Below are 17,345 nucleotides of genomic sequence, written 5' to 3' on the forward strand. Positions count from 1 at the left end.
CTCCTTCGCTGCGGTTGTTGTGGATCGGGGATGTCGGTTCATGACCGTGACAAGACTGGAAAGACCAGGATTCGCTGTTCAGCGGTTCGCGAAAGCGGGAGTTGCTCGAATCGCAGGATCATCTATCTGCGCGACATCGAAAGGCTTGTGCTCAGTGGCATGGCCGAGGAATTGAAAGATCCGCGGCTGATCGAGACTTACGTGCGCAGCTACAACAGTGAACGAGAGCGGCTTGCGGGGGATGCGGTCGCGGTACGTGCGCGACTGGTGGCGAAGCGTGACCGGATCGAAGGCGAGCGGCAACGCAATATTGATCTTGTGATCAAATACGTCATCTCCGAGGAGGATGCCAAGCAGCGGATCCTGGAGCTAAAGGAACAGCGGCTGCGCATCGAAGCCGAAATAGCCGCACTTGAAGAAGCCCCGGTCCCCGCTGCACTCCACCCAGCTGCCCTGGATCGCTACATCAGGACGGTGAACACGCTTGCCGAGACAATGGCTGGCCATTCGAAGGCAGAGGACGATCGTGGTTCCCTGGTCCAAGATTTTCGGACCCTCGTGCATAGCGTCACTGTCCACCCAAAGGGACCTGGAAAGGCTTCGAGGTCGAAGTAAAAGGCAAGCTCGCCACCCTAATAGGCGGTGAGGTCTTTCCTCAGGTCCACCACAATAGTGGGGGGATACATGGTAGCGGGAGAGGGACTCGAACCCCCGACCCCAGGATTATGATTCCCGTGCTCTAACCAGCTGAGCTACCCCGCCATGGGCTCGCGATCGGCGGCATGCAAGCCGCGGGTGCGAACGCGCGGCATATAAAGAGTGGCACGCACGCCTGTCAAGCAAACCCGGACGGGAGCGCAAACTATTGCAGACAGGCGCTATTTCGGTCTGACCGATGGGTCGCCGCCGGGGCTGCCAGGTGGCGGAATCACCGGCGTGTTGCCGCCTTGCGGGGTCGGCGCACGCATTTCGGGGTCGACGCCGGCCGGCGGACATAGCACGCCGTCGGATTTGGCCAGCTTGTCGCCCAAAGCTTGCCCGGTGGTGGTTCCCTCTGGCCCCGCAACACCCGGATGCGAAGGCTGCTGCGGCGCGCAATTCGCGGCGGCGGGAGACGGCGCCGGCGGCGCAGTCTGTGCCGGCGGCGTGGCGGGCGTCGGCGGAGCCTGCGCCGCGGCAATGACGGGCGCCATGATCAGGGCCCAGGACAACGCGAGCGTTCGATTGATCCTCATGACGAGAAAACCGTGACGACGCGCCGATGTTCCCGATCAAGATCGCCGCAGTCTCACGATTTGCGGAAACGGATCAGCGAGAAATGCCCCATCGGCGGCATCGGCCGGCGCTCCGCAAGGCTGACGCCGCCATGCTTGGCGGCCCAATTGGTCAGCCGCTCCCACGGAAATTCCGGACGCCAGCCGAGCCGTCGCGCCAGCGGCGCGAAGGCGAGCTCGAAGATCCGGCGCGGGCCGCTCTCGGCGCCGATGTGATTGACCAGGATCAGTTCGCCACCCGGCTTCAGCACGCGAATGAAATCATCCAGCGTGGCTTCGGGATCCGGCACTGCGGTGATGACGTATTGCGCGACCACCGCGTCGAAAAACGAATCCGGAAATGCGAGGTGCTTGGCGTCCATCACCGCCAGCGTCTCGACATTGCTGAGGCCCAGCGCGCGCACGCGCTTGAGCGCCCGCCGCAGCATCGGCTCGGAGATATCGACGCCGCACAGCTTCGTGGTGCGCGCATATTCCGATAGCGACAGCCCGGTGCCGACGCCGACGTCGAGCACGCGTCCGCCGATCCGGTCGGCCTCCGCGATCGTCGACTGACGGCCCTGATCGAACACCTTGCCGAACACGAGATCGTAGATCGGTGCCCAGCGGCCATACGCCTTTTCGACCCCCTCGCGGTCGATGTCCCCAGCCATTCCCCTGCCCCGATGCTTCTTTTGTCTAGCCGCGAACCGCTTCCGCCAGCGGCGCCATCGCATCCTGCGTCGTCGCCCGCGCCGCGCGGCTCGCGCTCGCACTTCTGATGAAGCCGCCGCCGAGCACGCGCGCCTGCCCGGAGGCCGCGTCGTAGAACACGCAGGCCTGGCCGGGCGACACGCCCTCCTCGCCCGCGACGAGCTCGACCTCATAGCCGCCATCCGTGGCGCGCAACCATGCCGGCTGCGGCGCGCGCGTCGAACGCACGCGGACATGGATCTCGATACCCTCGCCGATCACGCGGTCCAGCGCGCCGTCGCCGATCCAGTTGACGTCGCGCAGCGCGATGCGATCCATGCGCAGCGCCTCGCGCGGCCCGACCACGACCCGGCGCGTCGCCGCATCGAGCTTGACCACATAGAGCGGGTGGCCCGAGGCGATGCCGAGGCCCTTGCGCTGGCCGACGGTGAAATGAACGATGCCCTGGTGCTGGCCGATGACATTGCCGGCGAGATCGACGATGTCGCCGGGGGCGATCGCATTCGGCTTGAGCCGTCCGATGATGTCGGTGTAGCGGCCGGTCGGCACGAAGCAGATGTCCTGGCTGTCCTGCTTGTCGGCGACCTCGAGATCGAAGCGCCGCGCCAGCTCGCGGGTCTGCGGCTTGGTCATGTCGCCGAGCGGGAAGCGCAGGAAGTCGAGCTGCTCGCGCGTGGTCGCGAACAGGAAATAGCTCTGGTCGCGATCGGCATCCGCCGCGCAAGTCAGCGAGCGCGATCCGTCGGCAAGCCGGCGCGAGGCGACATAATGACCGGTGGCCAGGGCCTGCGCGCCGAGCTCGCGCGCGGTCGAGAGCAGATCGCGGAACTTGACCGAACGGTTGCACTCGATGCACGGCACCGGCGTCTCGCCGAGCGCGTAGCTGTCGGCGAAATTGTCGATCACGGATTGCTTGAAGCGGCTTTCGTAATCGAGCACGTAATGCGGGATGCCGATCCGCTCCGCGACATTGCGTGCGTCGTGGATGTCGCGGCCGGCGCAGCAGGCGCCCTTTCGATGGGTCGCGGCACCATGGTCGTAGAGCTGCAGCGTGATCCCGACCACGTCATAGCCCTGCGACTTCAACAGCGCAGCCGTCACCGACGAGTCGACGCCGCCAGACATGGCAACGACAATCCGTGTGTCTTCAGGGCGGCCTTCAAGATCCAGACTGTTGAGCATCTCTAAGCGGTCATTGGTTACTGTCGCGGCGAGCTTATGCGCTCCGCGACGAAATTGGAAAAAGCCTTTATCCAGAGAGCCTTAGAGCGCGTCCAAGGCCGGTTCGGTCGGTTCGGGACGCGTCGGAGGCCACCTTTAATATAGGCCGTATTCCGGCGAGGCAATCCGGCGGAATCCGTGCCTTGCCGTGCGCGGACGGCAAATCTTGCCGCCGGGCAAAAAGGACGCCTGCCTGGAACCTGTTCCAGGTCGCGTGCATAACCTTTAACTAATTGAAATAATTCATATTTCTTTAGGCTCGATAATTGGCCCGCTCCTTGCTCACAAAACGCCGGAAGTCTCATTTGCGAGGGTTGGCAGTGGTCAGCATGACGTCGGAAGCATTGGCAAGCCGGTCTTTTCAGGCCGCGGCGCCGCGGTCGGCGCGGCCCGATCCCGCCTCGCAGGCGGGAAACGACGGCTTTGCCGCGCTGGTCGGCAGCAACACTGCGTCCATGAGCGACAACAACAGGTACGACGCCCAGCCGGCACCCGCGCGCCGGTCCGACGATTCCACCTCGACGACCGATGCGCGCTCCCGCGACACCAGCACGGCCCCCGATCGGACGTCGCGGGATTCCGGCAGCTCGCGCGACGACAACAAGGTCGATAGCAGCAGCGACGCGCCGCCCAAGACCAAGTCGAAATCGAAATCGAAATCGGACGACTCGAAGTCGAGCACCGATGCGCAATCCACCGGCGACAAGGCCACGGCGCAAGCCGTGCCGCAGCCGGACCCAGCCAATGCGGCAGCGGCCAGCGCCGTGGTTGCCGTTCCCGTCGCCGCCGCACCGGCGACTAACCCGACAGCGGCGACCGCGCCATCGGGCCAGCCGGCCGCACGGCTTGCGATCGCGGCTGCGGCTATCGCGGCAAGCTCCGCCATCGCCGCCACCGGTGCGCCAGCCGGCAGCGGTGCGCCTGCCGGCGCCGACACCGCAACGGCGGCGACCACCGCGGCGAATGCCGACAAGGTCGCGAAGGCGGCTGGCGTCAAGACCGAGGGACAGGTCATCACGACAGATTCGGCAACGGTTTCCGGCGCAGCGACGGCGACCGGCGATGCAACTCTCGCCGCCACGGTTGCCGCCGGAACGCCCGCCACGAAGACGACGACGCAAGCCAAGGCACAGGTGGCCGCAAAGGACGCGACTGCGACAACGCCAACCAGCCAGGACGGCGCAGCACAGGGCAACGCCAACACCGCGCAGGCTGCTCCGACCAACATCGTTCCCGCAGCCACGCAGCCGGCGGCTGTATCCGGCAAGGCGAAGGCCACCGCGGACGGCGCAGCCGATGCCATCAAGGCCGATGCAAGCGGCGACGGCAACGCCGCGCCGACGCCGACGGCCGGTGGCCACGCGGCTGCCCAGGCCCAGCTCACGACACCCGATCCCAGCGCGCAGGCGGCGAATGCACTCCAGGCGCAACTGCCGACCAGCCAGACGACGCCGTCTGCGACCGCGCAATTGACCGTGACCAACGCCGCACAAACCGCCGCCGTGCCGCTCAGCGGGCTTGCGATGCAGATCGCCGCCTCCGCCAAGAGCGGCAAGAGCCGCTTCGAGATCCGGCTCGACCCCGCCGAGCTCGGCCGCATCGATGTCCGCATCGACGTCGATCGCAACGGCCAGGTGACCTCGCACCTCACCGTCGAACGCCCGGAGACGCTGTCGATGCTGCGCCAGGACGCCAACCAGCTGCAGCGCGCGCTCGACAATGCCGGCCTGTCGACCGGCAATGGCGGATTGCAGTTCAGCCTGCGCGATCAGTCGCAGTCGGGCCAGAACAACAACGGCCAGTCCAATCCGAACGCCCATCGTTTGATCGTCGCCGAGGAGGACAGCGTCCCCGCCGCAGCGGCGGGCCGCTCCTATGGCCGCGCAACCGGCGCCCTCGGCGGCGTCGATATCAGAGTGTAAGGAGTTCACCATGGCAGTCGACGCAACCATGCCGACGCCGGTCGTCTCAGCACCGGGCACCAGTAACGGAACGAGCTCCGGAAGCAGCAGCAGCAGCAACGGCAGCGGCCTGACGACCTCGTCGCAGGGCATCGCCGACAATTTCCAGACCTTCCTGACGCTGCTGACCACGCAGCTGCAGAACCAGAACCCGCTCGACCCGCTCGACACCAACCAGTTCACCCAGCAGCTCGTGCAGTTCGCCGGCGTCGAGCAGCAGCTGAAGTCCAACGATCAGCTCAAGCAGCTGATCGCGATCGAGAAGAGCGCGCAGTCGACCCAGGCGCTGGTCTATGTCGGCAACACGGTGGCCGTCGACGGCAGCAAGACGCAGCTCAACAAATCCGCGACCTGGAATCTGGTGTCCCCGCAAGCCACCAGCGCCACCGTCACGATCACGAGCTCGACCGGCCAGACCGCCTATTCCGGCAACTTCAACCTGAGCCAGGGCAACGCCAGCTTCGTCTGGGATGGCAAGGGCAATGACGGCACGCAATGGCCGGCCGGCGCCTACACGCTGACCGCGACCGGCAAGGATTCCAAGGGCAACCCGCTTGCGATTTCCACCGAAGTGCAGGGTGTCGTCGACTCCGTCGACCTGACCGCCACCCCGCCGCTGCTCTCGATCGGCGGCCAGACCTACACCACCGACAAGATCAAGCGCGTGGTGCGCGGCGCGACGAGCAGCAGCTAAGCCTTGTCGCCTCGACTTGCGCCGCGCCCGTCACCGCAACACCCGTGACGATGCGCAGCGCCCCTCGCTCGGGTGAGACGGGTGAGCCATACACTCGGCTGCATTTCTGATAAAGCGAACTATCTTGCGAAGGGAGCTTGCGCCGTCGGGCAAATCAGTGCCAGGGCTCTAATGCTTCCTAAGCAGCATCAGCAGACATAAACAGCAATAAATTGCGACACGTCAGCTTCCTGTAAGCAAGCGGACGTTATCTTCATATTCCGCGTTTGAACGCCGCTTCCGCCCTGAAACTCCGCAGCTGCCCAAGCTGCGCGCCTTGACCGCCGGCAAGAGCTAGCCTGTGACCCCGACACGCCCGACACCGCCAGATCGCGCCCAGACCACTCCAAGCCATGCCGGGGCACCCCACCCGCAGCTTGCCGAGACAATGACCGAGAATGCGCGCCTCAGGACCATCGCCATCACCGTCATGCTCGAGATCGCAGCGCTTCGGGAACGGCTGCCGCCGACTGCCGGCGAGTAGCAACGCAGCCGGAGTGGAATGACAAAGCGAGGCTGTCTCGCCGCGCTCACGAACCCCGAACGCAGTCAAGGCTGACTGGCCCGGCCTGCGCCGGCCGCGCAACCGGCGCGGCCCGCTCCATATGCGCGCCGCATCAATAGATTCGAACGTGATTGGCCTCGAACGTCACCGGAAAGTTGTTGCGATCCTGCAAGGTCAGGATCAGCACGACGCCGACACCCCCGCGGTGATCCCAGTACACGGCCCGGTCGGTTTCGTGCAGGGGCTCCATCGAGGTCTGGTTCTTCTCGAAATGCGGCGCGATCGACACGTCGAAAAACTCGTTCGGCGCTTTCGAATCCTTGCCCCACCAGAACGTGAACGGCTGGCTCGAGTTGGCAGCGATCGTATAGGTGCCTTGCTTGTGGTCGATATTGGCCATGATGTCGGAGTCCTTCGTTTTCCATTCGTCGCTTCGATGCGACGCCCCGACAATGATGCGTGACGCGCGCACTCGCTGTGAGCTAGCTCACTCTGCTTTGCAACCGATGCAAGCGCGCCGGCGACGTGCCCAAGCTCTTGCAAGGATTTCTTGCAAGGAGCGTCCTGCCTGAGCGACACTCCCGGATCCAGGCATTGCCGACCTCAGTATTCGCGCGCAATGAGTTGATCGAATGAAACCAGTTCCGAGCAATCGACGCCCCATCCATCACTCGCCGGTTTTCTGGATCGGCATAGCCTTGTGCCTGGCAGCGATCGCGGTCTACCTTTGGTCCGACGACCTGTCCTGGCGGCCGACACCGAGCCCCCGGTGAAGAACCGGCCGCCCATGGCCTTACAATCTCTTCAAGATATCCCTTTGAGCATTGCACAAGTGCCGATCATGTTAGCACGGCTCAGCTGGCTCCCCTTCGGACAAGCCGAACGCCGCGCGGAGAATCGCCGAAGCGAATTCGGAACAAGCGGTTGAAATGCGAAACATCCGAGAAGCCAACCTCCAGCGCGATGTCGGAGATTCGCTGACGGGATGCGTCAGACCGGGTTAGCAGTTCGAACGCCCGCTGGAGACGCAATTCGTTCAGGCGCTCCGTGAACGACGTTCCCGATGACGCCATCAGGCGTTGCAGATAGCGAGGCGAGATGCCCTGGCAGCGTGCGACCGTTGGGACGCTGAGCCCAGGCTCCTGAAAGTGCATCGTGATGTAGTCGAGGGCTGCATTGTGCCGCGCAGCCATCACGGCGCTCGCGCTGCTCTCGCCCAAGGCAGGACACTCGTCGATCGCGAGTGCGACGAGATCGTGGAGATGGGTCACGACCGTATGACGAAGTTTTGGGGCGGTCAGTGCTCTCGCCTTCAGCACCGATTTCAGATATGCCGCGAATAGCCGGAATGCTTCCGTTCGGTGCCCAATCGGCCGCATGGCCAGGCTCTCGACATCCGATACGCGCTGCTCAAGCTCCGCGCGCGGCACCGCGAGACCAAATAGCAATCCATCAACGTAGGTAACGCTGGCGGGCTCGGAATGCAGAATTGCGATCGCATCGCCGGCGCGAAGCTCAACTTCCCGGCAGTGCTGCGATAGCTGACTTCTGCCGGGAGAGCAGAAGATGATGCCGACGGAATCATCGCCATCGGCGAGGTTCGCCTGCGAACGCTCAAAGCGCATCGACGTGCCCTTCAGCGCGAGCATACGCAGGCCCTGAACCGCCTGGAGCGACGCGTCGGCCTGGATCGGAGCGTTCGACAGCGGCTCGATATCGGCGTGCACGACGCATCGCCCAAAGTGCTCGCGCCATAGAGGGAGACGAATACGCTCCGGAAGGTCGCGCGTCGAAAAACGATACGATGCAAAATTGGCTGCGTCCGTAGGCATGGGGACCTCCAGCCGTCACAGAGCATCAGGATGAAATGCTGCGGAACACCATTTTCAATGTCTGCATTTTGCAATTCACGCACAGGCCCTCTCAGGGTCCGTGCGCGCAAGTCCAAGAAGCCATGCTATCGATCTGCTAGTCTGATTTGCCTGTGATCGATGCAGATGTGAACTGGTTCACCTGTCGGTCAGAATATTACGTTTATACTGATCGCGAAAGTCACGGCCTTTATTTCTCCCTTAGGAGGAAACGGTCGTGTTGGCTCTATCTGAAATTGCCGCCAACGGATTCATTGGACGTCCCTGGCGGCACGCAAGCGCAGATCAGCTTGATGCCCCTGTTCGCACTTGATCCGGCTTACGGAACCGCGGGCAGGTTGTCTTGAAAGATTGCCGATACCGATTTTATTTCGCTGCTCTAGCCAAATCGCTAAGCAGAATCTGTCGGACATAAATGCCTGCGGCACTGTTGGCTTTTGGCCGCCGGTTGAAATGGTCGAAATCTGTCACGTGGGAAGTCAACCTCAGTGATCAAGAAGGCGTTCGATCATGTCCATCATATTCGACATGCTTTATCACGAGTACTGTCGTGCCCGCCTCGCCGAAATGCGAAAGCAATTTTTGATACCGCTCGTCGGCGAAGTCCTGCAGGCGCCGCCGGAAGACGGCGATCGTTCCGGGCCCCTTGATTGCGGCTGGCCGGCGAAAGCGCCGCCAACCCTCGGGTAGCTGGAGCGTCCAATCCGATGGCTTGGCCGGAGGCTGGTCCGGCACGCGCACGCCTTGGAGCATCCAAGCGTCGCATGGACCTGTGCCCGATGAGGCCGTACGCGCACGCCGGACAGATCGACAGATGCATGATCGAACCCACACCTCGAAGCGATTGATCGACGAAACTCCGCCGGAGTTCAGATCGGCTGGTCGCGACCCGCGCATCGACGTCTGCCGCGGGATCGCGTTATGGTGGATCTTTCTCGACCACGTTCCAAATAACGTCGGAAGCTGGCTGACGCTGCGCAACTACGGCTTCTGCGATGCTGCCGAAATATTCATGTTCATTTCGGGCGTGACTTGCGCGCTAGCCTACGGCAGAGCCCGTCAACGTGACGGCTGGAGAGGCGTGATCGGCCGTTCGCTGCGGCGGGCATGGGATATCTATGCCGCCTTTCTCTTGCTCGCGCTCGCTTGCGCCGTGCTCGTCTACGTCGCGGGCAGCGATCATCTGGCCGACGACAGCAATACGCGGGTCTTGTTCGAGCGTCCGGGCGCGACGCTTGCGCACGCCGCAATCCTGCAATTCCGCCCTGTCAATACCGATGTCTTGCCAGTCTTTGTGATCTGCCACGTGTTGTTCGCACCGTTGTTGTGGCTGCTGCTGCGCGCACCAAACGTGACGCTCGGCGTTTCGCTGTTGCTTTATGCGCTGGTGCGCGTCTTCGGCTGGCGCGTTCCCGCCTGGCCCGACGGCGTCTGGTTCTTCAACCCGCTGGCATGGCAGTTTCTGGTCGTGCTGGGCGCATGGTACGTCGTCGAGGGGAGGACAATCCGGGATTGGATAACGTCGCGCCCTGCGCTGGTCCTTTCCACTCTCTTTCTCGCGACAAGCCTGGTCATCGCACTCGGCCAGCACGTCAAGCCGGTGGTGCCGCAGGCCTTGACGGACCTGCTATTTCCATCGGACAAATCGAATCTGAGCCCGTTGCGGCTGCTGCATTTCATGGCTCTCGCGATCGTGGCGTCATGGCTCGTTCCCGAGGGCTGGCGAGGACTATCGACGCCGATGCTGCGTGGCGCGCGGTGGTGTGGCGAGAATTCGCTGCCGATCTATTGCCTCGGCGTCCTCCTGGCGCTGGTCGGCCAGTTTGATCTGTTCAACATCTCGAACCGGCCTGCGATGCAGATCGCGCTCAGTCTCGGCGGCGTCTTGATGATGACCACCGTCGCGGCGCTCCTGAACGCGCTCAGCACCAAGCGCAAGCCTGCGGTGGGCGCAGTTGATCGGAAAATGCCCGCCGCCGCTACAAATCGGAAAGTTGAGGATCGCGCACGCAGAACCGTTCTTGATGCACAGCTGACAGCCGTCACCGCTCCATCGACGTACTGCCCTTGATGAAATTTGGATCGTGCCGGACATCGGCTGTTTGCTACGTTCGGCCGCACACGCATTCGCGACGCAACCGTTCCGACCTCTCCCCACACGCGGGGGGAGGCGAAACGGAGCTCGCTGCCGAAGCACGCTTGCCGCCGACGCTCACTACGACCGGCCCGCGGCCTCGAGGATCAGCCGCGCAATCGGCTCAGGCTGTGAAATCAACGCGAGATGGCTGGCCTTCACCTCGATCGTGGTCGCGCCCATCCGCTTGGCCATGAAGCGTTCGAGATCCGGATTGATGGTGCGGTCCTCGGCCGAGACCGCGTAGTAGCTCGGCTTGCTGCGCCAGGCCGCGTGGCTGGTCTTGCCCGCCAGCAGTTGCTTGTGGAACGGCTGCTGCACGGCATAGAGCACCTTCGCCTTGGCTTCCGGGATGTCGCCGGCGAAATCGCGCAGGAACGCCTCTTCGCTCAGCCGGCCCTCGTCGCCATCGAATACGATGCCGGCGCTCGCGGGCGGCGTCGGATAGGTTTTGGCCAGCGCGGTGTAGTCCTCATCCGCATCGGGTGCGCGCGCGGCGACATAGACCAACGCCGAGACATTCGGATGCACACCGGCCTCGGTGACGATCATGCCGGAGAAGGAATGGCCGACCAGAACGGTCGGGCCATCCTGACGATCGAGCACACGCTGCGCCGATGCGACCGCTTCCGGTAGCGTGGACAACGGATTTTGCACGGACGTCACATTGAGCCCTGCCGCCTGCAGGCGCGGAATGACTTCCGACCAGCATGAGCCGTCGGCGAACAGGCCGTGCACCAGCACGACGTTGCGTGCCTTCACCGGCGGCGTGGTTGCGGCGATGCCGCGCGAGGACACCAGTGAAGCTGCAGCTCCCGCAAGCAAGGCGGTCGAGAAAGTGCGTCTGTTCATCATCATGACAAGGGCTCGGATGGAGTGATTGGGGAAACGCGCCCACCTGTGGTGAGCGGACAACGACTCCTACGCACACGAGAGCACGTTGTTACGGCGCTACGCTGTTGTCAAAGAGAAGTGATGACGGTTCGTCCGGCAATCTTTCGACACACGTCGTGACGCGCGACGGGATTGCGAAAGCGAGATTCATGTCAATCATCCCGCCCGGGGCCACCCCTCTCCCCAACCCTCTCCCCTAGTCTAGCGCGGGAGGGTTAGGGAGAGGGGTGCAGCTTGTTCCGCTGCCCGATGAAACGTGCGCACAACCGGCAGCGCACGGCTCCCAAGCGCCCAATCCGCCGCCCTGTTCCCGGCCGTTCCAACGAGATTCGTATTGAACGCTTGGGCTTAGGCAAATTTTAAACCGGTGGGCGTAGGTTACTTCCTGCGAGTTCAGTGGTTGAGAGTTTGTGAGTACGCCATGACAGAACCCCATCGCCCGAGGGTGAAATACGTCATCGGGCCTGACGGCAGCCCGTTAACGATTGCGGACCTGCCGGCCCCCGGTACCAAGCGGTGGGTCATCCGCCGCAAGGCCGAAGTCGTCGCTGCGGTCCGCGGCGGCCTGCTCTCCCTTGAGGAGGCTTGCAGCCGCTACACGTTGACCGTCGATGAGTTCCTTTCCTGGCAGTTCTCGATCGACCAGCATGGTCTGGCCGGACTGCGCACTACACGTATCCAGCAGTACCGGCAGTAAGTTTCTCCTAAAGAGTGGTATTTGACGAAAACCGGCCTCGCCTTGCGAAGCCGGTTTTTTTCATGTCCGCGTTTTTGCCGCGGTTCTTAACCTTCGTTAACCATATGGAAACCATACCCTAGGCAATATTTGCCCAGTCGGACCCGCTTGGGCCGAATCCCTGGGGGCCGTTGGTGCAAAGTCTGGTTGCTTTCTTCAGAGGTCTAGGTGCGGCCCGCCTCGCGGCCATGGTTGCGGTCACCGCGGCCCTGATCGGTTTCTTCGCGTTCGTCATCATGCGCGTCACCACGCCCCAGATGACCACCCTCTTCACCGACCTGTCGACCGAGGATTCCTCGGCCATTATCAAGGAGCTAGAGCGCCAGGCGATCCCGTTCGAGCTGCGCAGCGACGGCGCCGCGATCATGGTGCCGAAGGACAAGGTGACGCGGCTCCGGATGAAGCTCGCCGAGGGCGGCATGCCCAAGGGCGGCGGCGTCGGCTACGAGATCTTCGACAAGTCGGACGCGCTCGGCACCACGAGCTTCGTCCAGAACATCAATCATCTGCGCGCCCTGGAGGGCGAGCTCGCCCGCACCATCCGCGCCATCGACCGCGTCCAGGCCGCGCGCGTCCACCTCGTGCTGCCGGAAAAGCCGCTATTCTCGCGCGACACGCCGGAACCATCCGCCTCGATCGTGCTCAGGGTGCGCGGCGCGCTGGAGCCGCAGCAGATCCGCGCGATCCGCCACGTCGTCGCCTCGGCGGTCAACGGGCTGAAGCCGCAGCGGGTCTCGATCGTCGACGAGGCCGGCCAGTTGCTCGCCGATGGCGCCCAATCCGATGCCGATGCCGCGGTCGGCGACGAGCGCCGCGCCGCCTTCGAGAAGCGGATGCGCAAGCAGGTCGAGGACATCGTCTCCTCTGTGGTCGGCGCCGGGCGCGCCCGCGTCCAGCTCTCCGCCGACTTCGACTACAACAAGATCACCCAGACCTCGGACAAGTTCGACCCCGAAGGTCGGGTGCTGCGCTCGACCCAGACCCGCGAGGAATCGAGCCTCACCGCCGACAATTCCGGCCAGGTCACCGTCAACAACGAATTGCCGGGCAACCAGAACCAGGACAACGCCGCGCGCGCCCGCGACCAGAGCAAGAAGAGCGAGGAAACCAACAATTACGAGATTTCCCGCACCACCAAGACCGAGGTGACCGAGGCCGGCCGCGTCAACCGCATCTCGGTCGCGGTGCTGGTCGACGGCGCCTACTCCAAGAACGAAAAAGGCGAGATGGTCTACCAGGACCGCACCAAGGAGCAGCTCGACCGCATTGCCGCCCTGGTCCGCTCCGCGATCGGCTTCGACCAGAAGCGCGGCGATCAGGTCGAGGTCGTCAACCTCCGTTTCGCCGAGCCGCCAACAGCGCAGCCGATCGCGGAGCCGACCGGCCTGCTCGGCATGCTGCAATTCACCAAGGATGACGTGATGTACGTCATCGAGCTCGGGGTCATGATGATGCTCGGCCTGGTCGTGCTGTTCATGGTGGTCCGCCCGCTGGTCAAGCGCATCGTGGCCGCCGACGTCATTCCGGCGCTGGGCGGCGGCGCCGGCGTGCCCGCGCTGGCCGAAGCCCATGCCGAGAGCGCCGGTGCGCCCGGCCAGGCGCTGATCCCGAGCGGCAGCGGCGCGGCGCAATTGATCGACGTCGCCCAGATCCAGGGCCAGGTCCACGCCCAGGCCGTGCACCGGGTCGGCGAACTCGCCGAACGCAATCCGAACGAAACCGTCTCCATCGTCCGTCAATGGCTGAGCGAGCCGGTAGAGAACTGACATGGCCGCCGTACCCCAGACCACCAACGCCAACGACATCGCCACCGTCCTCTCGACGCTGGCGAACCGGCAGAGCGCCCGGCCCAAGGGCAAGCCGCTGCCCGGCCCGAAGCGCGCCGCGATCCTGATGCTCGCGCTCGGCGAGCAATATGGCGGCAAGATCTGGTCGATGCTCGACGACGAGGAGGTCCGCGAGCTGTCGGTCCACATGTCGACGCTCGGCACCGTCGAGGCCGACGTGGTCGAGGACCTGATGCTGGAATTCGTCTCGCGGATGTCGGCCTCGGGCGCGCTGATGGGCAATTTCGACGCCACCGAACGGCTGCTGCAGCAATATCTGCCGGCCGAGCGCGTCACCGGCATCATGGACGAGATCCGCGGCCCCGCCGGGCGCAACATGTGGGAGAAGCTCTCCAACGTGCAGGAAGAGGTGCTCGCCAACTACCTCAAGAACGAATACCCGCAGACCATCGCCGTGGTGCTGTCGAAACTGAAGCCGGAGCACGCCGCGCGCGTGCTGGCGATCCTGCCCGAGGACATCGCGCTCGACGTGGTCGGCCGCATGCTGCGGATGGAGGCGGTGCAGAAGGAAGTGATCGAGCGCGTCGAGCAGACGCTGCGCACCGAATTCATGTCGAATCTGTCGCAGACCCGCCGCCGCGACGCCCATGAGGTGATGGCCGAGATATTCAACAATTTCGACCGCCAGACCGAGACCCGCTTCATCACCTCGCTGGAGGAGGAAAACCGCGAATCCGCCGAGCGCATCAAGGCGCTGATGTTCACCTTCGACGATTTGATCAAGCTCGACTCCGCCTCGGCCCAGACGCTGATGCGCAACATCGACAAGGACAAGCTCGGCGTCGCGCTGAAGAGCGCCAACGAGGAGGTGCGCAGCTTCTTCCTCGGCAACATGTCCTCCCGCGCCGGCAAGATGCTGATGGACGACATGGCCGCGATGGGCCCGGTGCGCCTGCGCGACGTCGACGAGGCCCAGGCGCTGCTGGTCAACCTCGCCAAGGACCTCGCCGCCCGCGGCGAGATCACCCTGACCAAGAACCGCGCCGACGACGAGCTGGTGTACTGATGGCCGCGCCCGCAAAATTCCTGTTCGACACCGACTTTTCGGCGCCGGACCGTTCGCGCGAGCGCGCGCCGACCCCGGCCGAGGTCGCGCAGAAGGTCGCCGACGCCGAGGCACGCGCCTATCGCGCCGGCTACGAGGCCGCGCTGCGCGAGGCCAAGGTCGAGAGCGACCGCCGCGCGGCGCAGGCGCTGGAAGAGATCGGCACCGCGATCAAGGGCATCGCCGCGCGCTTTGCCGGCATCGAAACGCGGATGGAGACCGAGGCCGTCGATGTGGCGGTCGCGGTCGCCCGCAAGCTCTGCTCCGAACTGGTTGCACGCGAGCCGCTCGGCGAGATCACCGCGCTGGTCTCCGACTGCTTCTCGCATCTGGTGGCGACGCCGCATCTCGTGGTCCGCATCAATGACGCGCTCTACGAGGCTGCGCATGACAATATCGAGCGGATGGCGGCGCAGTCCGGCTTCCAGGGCCGGCTGGTCATCCTGGCCGAGCCCACGATTGCGACCGGCGACTGCCGGATCGAATGGGCCGACGGCGGCGTGGTGCTGGAGCGCGCCGCGATCGAAGGCAAGATCGACGAACTCGTCGGGCGCTATCTGGCGTCCCGCAGCCTGACCGGCTGAAAGATTGAGGACTGAACCATGAGCGACACCGACACCCAAGTCCCGCTTCCCGATCTCAACGCTGCCGACGCGCCCGGGATCGACGACATCGGCTACAACGAGGACGAAAATGCCGCGCGCATCGCCGCCGACCTCGAGGCCGTGTTTGACGTGCCGGTGCAGGTCTCGGCGGTGCTCGGCCGCTCCAAGATGGACGTCGGCGACCTGCTGAAGCTCGGGCCGGGCACCGTGCTCGAACTCGACCGCCGCGTCGGCGAGGCGATCGACATCTACGTCAACAACCGCCTGGTGGCGCGTGGCGAAGTGGTGTTGGTGGAAGACAAGCTCGGCGTGACCATGACCGAAATCATCAAGGCAGAACGCTCTTAAACGAACGCAACGGTAGCGCGCGGAACCTGCGCGACCAGACGAACAGGAGATCATCATGCGGCTTCTCATCGTTGGCACCCTGAAGGGCCAGCTCACGACCGCGACCAAGATCGCGATGGACAACGGCGCCTCGGTGACCCACGCCGAAACCATCGAACAGGCGATGAACGTGCTGCGTAGCGGCAAGGGCGCCGACCTCCTTCTGGTCGATGTCGGCCTCGACATCCGGGACCTCGTGATGCGGCTCGAGGCCGAACATATCCACGTGCCGATCGTCGCCTGCGGCATCTCCAACGATGCTCGCGCCGCGGTCGCCGCGATCCATGCCGGCGCCAAGGAATACATCCCGCTGCCGCCCGACCCCGAACTGATCGCAGCCGTGCTCGCCGCGGTCGCCAACGACGCGCGCGACCTGATCTATCGCGACGAGGCGATGGGCCGGGTGATCAAGCTCGCGCAGCAGATCGCGGGCTCCGACGCCTCCGTGATGATCACCGGCGAGTCCGGCACCGGCAAGGAAGTGCTGGCGCGCTACGTCCATTCCCGCTCGGCCCGCGCCAAGCGGCCGTTCATCTCGATCAACTGCGCGGCGATCCCTGAGCACCTGCTGGAATCCGAGCTGTTCGGCCATGAGAAGGGCGCCTTCACCGGCGCGGTGGCGCGCCGCATCGGCAAGTTCGAGGAAGCGACCGGCGGCACGCTGCTGCTCGACGAAATCTCCGAGATGGATGTCCGCCTGCAGTCCAAGCTGCTGCGCGCGATCCAGGAGCGCGTGATCGACCGCGTCGGCGGCACCAAGCCGGTTCCGGTCGACATCCGCATCATCGCGACCTCGAACCGCAATCTGTCGGAGGCGGTGCGCGAAGGCTCTTTCCGCGAGGACCTGCTGTTCCGCCTCAACGTCGTCAACCTGAAGATCCCGCCGCTGCGCGATCGTCCGGCCGACATCCTCGAATTGGCGCAGCATTTCGCCAAGAAATATGCCGAGGCCAACGGCGTGGCGGTCCGCCCGATCTCGACTGAGGCCCGCCGCGTCCTGACCGCGAACCGCTGGCAGGGCAACGTCCGCGAGCTCGAGAACACCATCCATCGCTCGGTCCTGATGGCGCAGGGCGACGAGATCGGTGCGGACGCGATCCTGACCCCCGACGGCGACCGTCTCGACCTCGCCAAGACCGCTCCCGCGGTCGCGCACGCCACGCTGGCCGCCGAGCAGGTCACCCGCGCGCTGGTCGGCCGCACGGTTGCCGACGTCGAACGCGACCTGATCCTGGAAACGCTGAAGCACTGCCTCGGCAACCGCACCCATGCCGCCAACATCCTCGGCATCTCGATCCGCACGCTGCGCAACAAGCTGAACGAATATGCCGACGGCGGCATCCCGATCACCCCGGCCGGCAATGGCGCGCCCGATTATCAGCGCATGGCGAGCGCCGGCTGACCAACGCGAGCGACGGAGTAATCCTGCCGCGACTAAA

At 64.4% G+C, this 17,345-nt stretch carries 18 protein-coding genes and 1 tRNA gene; 12 read left to right on the forward strand and 7 right to left on the reverse strand.

Features of this window, described 5'->3' with window-relative positions; translation table 11 throughout:
* Positions 1-30: 30 nt before the first annotated feature.
* Positions 31-615, forward strand: coding sequence for a zinc ribbon domain-containing protein (locus tag HAP47_RS41485; RefSeq protein ID WP_231169025.1), 585 nt, complete (start codon positions 31-33; stop codon positions 613-615).
* Positions 616-685: 70 nt separating this feature from the next.
* Here HAP47_RS41485 and HAP47_RS33080 read toward each other — a convergent pair.
* The 4 genes from HAP47_RS33080 to mnmA form a co-directional block, all read right to left on the reverse strand.
* A tRNA-Met gene (locus HAP47_RS33080) sits at positions 686-762 on the reverse strand.
* Between the two features lie 116 nt (positions 763-878).
* Positions 879-1,235, reverse strand: coding sequence for a hypothetical protein (locus HAP47_RS33085; protein ID WP_173640980.1), 357 nt, complete (start codon positions 1,233-1,235; stop codon positions 879-881).
* Positions 1,236-1,288: 53 nt separating this feature from the next.
* Positions 1,289-1,990, reverse strand: coding sequence for a class I SAM-dependent methyltransferase (locus HAP47_RS33090; protein WP_231168537.1), 702 nt, complete (start codon positions 1,988-1,990; stop codon positions 1,289-1,291).
* Complete coding sequence (mnmA, locus tag HAP47_RS33095) at positions 1,953-3,149, reverse strand: tRNA 2-thiouridine(34) synthase MnmA (RefSeq protein WP_173640978.1); 1,197 nt, start codon at positions 3,147-3,149, stop codon at positions 1,953-1,955. Before mnmA ends, HAP47_RS33090 begins: the two co-directional genes overlap by 38 nt.
* A gap of 368 nt (positions 3,150-3,517) precedes the next feature.
* Here mnmA and HAP47_RS33100 point away from each other — a divergent pair, with 368 nt between their 5' ends.
* The 3 genes from HAP47_RS33100 (at position 3,518) to HAP47_RS33110 (ending at position 6,366) form a co-directional block, all read left to right on the forward strand.
* Positions 3,518-5,110 (forward strand): flagellar hook-length control protein FliK, encoded by a 1,593-nt coding sequence (locus HAP47_RS33100; protein ID WP_173640977.1) that lies wholly within the window; start codon positions 3,518-3,520, stop codon positions 5,108-5,110.
* 10 nt (positions 5,111-5,120) lie between these two features.
* Positions 5,121-5,843: a flagellar hook assembly protein FlgD gene (locus tag HAP47_RS33105; RefSeq protein WP_173640976.1), complete on the forward strand. Its 723-nt coding sequence runs from the start codon at positions 5,121-5,123 to the stop codon at positions 5,841-5,843.
* 340 nt (positions 5,844-6,183) lie between these two features.
* A complete protein-coding gene (locus HAP47_RS33110; protein WP_173640975.1) occupies positions 6,184-6,366 on the forward strand; it encodes a hypothetical protein in 183 nt (60 codons plus the stop codon).
* A 133-nt stretch (positions 6,367-6,499) separates the two neighbouring features.
* Here the strand turns inward: HAP47_RS33110 and HAP47_RS33115 are convergent, their stop codons facing one another.
* Positions 6,500-6,787, reverse strand: a complete 288-nt coding sequence (locus HAP47_RS33115) for a hypothetical protein (RefSeq protein WP_173640974.1) — start codon at positions 6,785-6,787, stop codon at positions 6,500-6,502.
* 454 nt (positions 6,788-7,241) lie between these two features.
* A complete protein-coding gene (locus tag HAP47_RS33120; protein WP_173640973.1) occupies positions 7,242-8,219 on the reverse strand; it encodes a helix-turn-helix transcriptional regulator in 978 nt (325 codons plus the stop codon).
* 549 nt (positions 8,220-8,768) lie between these two features.
* On the opposite strand from HAP47_RS33120, the gene HAP47_RS33125 reads away from it, so the two are divergent.
* A complete protein-coding gene (locus HAP47_RS33125; RefSeq protein WP_173640972.1) occupies positions 8,769-8,948 on the forward strand; it encodes a hypothetical protein in 180 nt (59 codons plus the stop codon).
* Positions 8,949-9,072: 124 nt separating this feature from the next.
* Positions 9,073-10,329, forward strand: coding sequence for an OpgC family protein (locus HAP47_RS33130; protein ID WP_173640971.1), 1,257 nt, complete (start codon positions 9,073-9,075; stop codon positions 10,327-10,329).
* A gap of 144 nt (positions 10,330-10,473) precedes the next feature.
* Here the strand turns inward: HAP47_RS33130 and HAP47_RS33135 are convergent, their stop codons facing one another.
* The gene (locus HAP47_RS33135; RefSeq protein ID WP_173640970.1) at positions 10,474-11,250 is read right to left on the reverse strand and encodes an alpha/beta fold hydrolase; all 777 of its coding nucleotides are present in this window, start codon (positions 11,248-11,250) and stop codon (positions 10,474-10,476) included.
* A 457-nt stretch (positions 11,251-11,707) separates the two neighbouring features.
* On the opposite strand from HAP47_RS33135, the gene sciP reads away from it, so the two are divergent.
* From sciP to flbD, 6 genes are all read left to right on the forward strand, one after another.
* A complete protein-coding gene (sciP, locus tag HAP47_RS33140; protein WP_002714638.1) occupies positions 11,708-11,983 on the forward strand; it encodes a CtrA inhibitor SciP in 276 nt (91 codons plus the stop codon).
* 227 nt (positions 11,984-12,210) lie between these two features.
* Positions 12,211-13,788, forward strand: coding sequence for a flagellar basal-body MS-ring/collar protein FliF (gene fliF / locus HAP47_RS33145; RefSeq protein ID WP_371821695.1), 1,578 nt, complete (start codon positions 12,211-12,213; stop codon positions 13,786-13,788).
* A 1-nt stretch (position 13,789) separates the two neighbouring features.
* On the forward strand, positions 13,790-14,875 hold the full coding sequence (fliG, locus tag HAP47_RS33150; protein ID WP_021077001.1) for a flagellar motor switch protein FliG: 1,086 nt from the start codon (positions 13,790-13,792) through the stop codon (positions 14,873-14,875).
* Complete coding sequence (locus HAP47_RS33155) at positions 14,875-15,498, forward strand: FliH/SctL family protein (RefSeq protein ID WP_173640968.1); 624 nt, start codon at positions 14,875-14,877, stop codon at positions 15,496-15,498. The genes fliG and HAP47_RS33155 overlap by 1 nt, the downstream gene beginning before the upstream one ends.
* 18 nt (positions 15,499-15,516) lie before the next feature.
* Positions 15,517-15,867, forward strand: coding sequence for a flagellar motor switch protein FliN (fliN, locus tag HAP47_RS33160; protein WP_050631817.1), 351 nt, complete (start codon positions 15,517-15,519; stop codon positions 15,865-15,867).
* A 55-nt stretch (positions 15,868-15,922) separates the two neighbouring features.
* Positions 15,923-17,308, forward strand: coding sequence for a sigma-54-dependent transcriptional regulator FlbD (gene flbD / locus HAP47_RS33165; protein ID WP_173640967.1), 1,386 nt, complete (start codon positions 15,923-15,925; stop codon positions 17,306-17,308).
* The last annotated feature ends 37 nt before the right edge of the window (positions 17,309-17,345 follow it).

The sequence above is a fragment of the Bradyrhizobium sp. 41S5 genome, assembly GCF_011516665.3.
GTDB lineage: Bacteria > Pseudomonadota > Alphaproteobacteria > Rhizobiales > Xanthobacteraceae > Bradyrhizobium > Bradyrhizobium quebecense.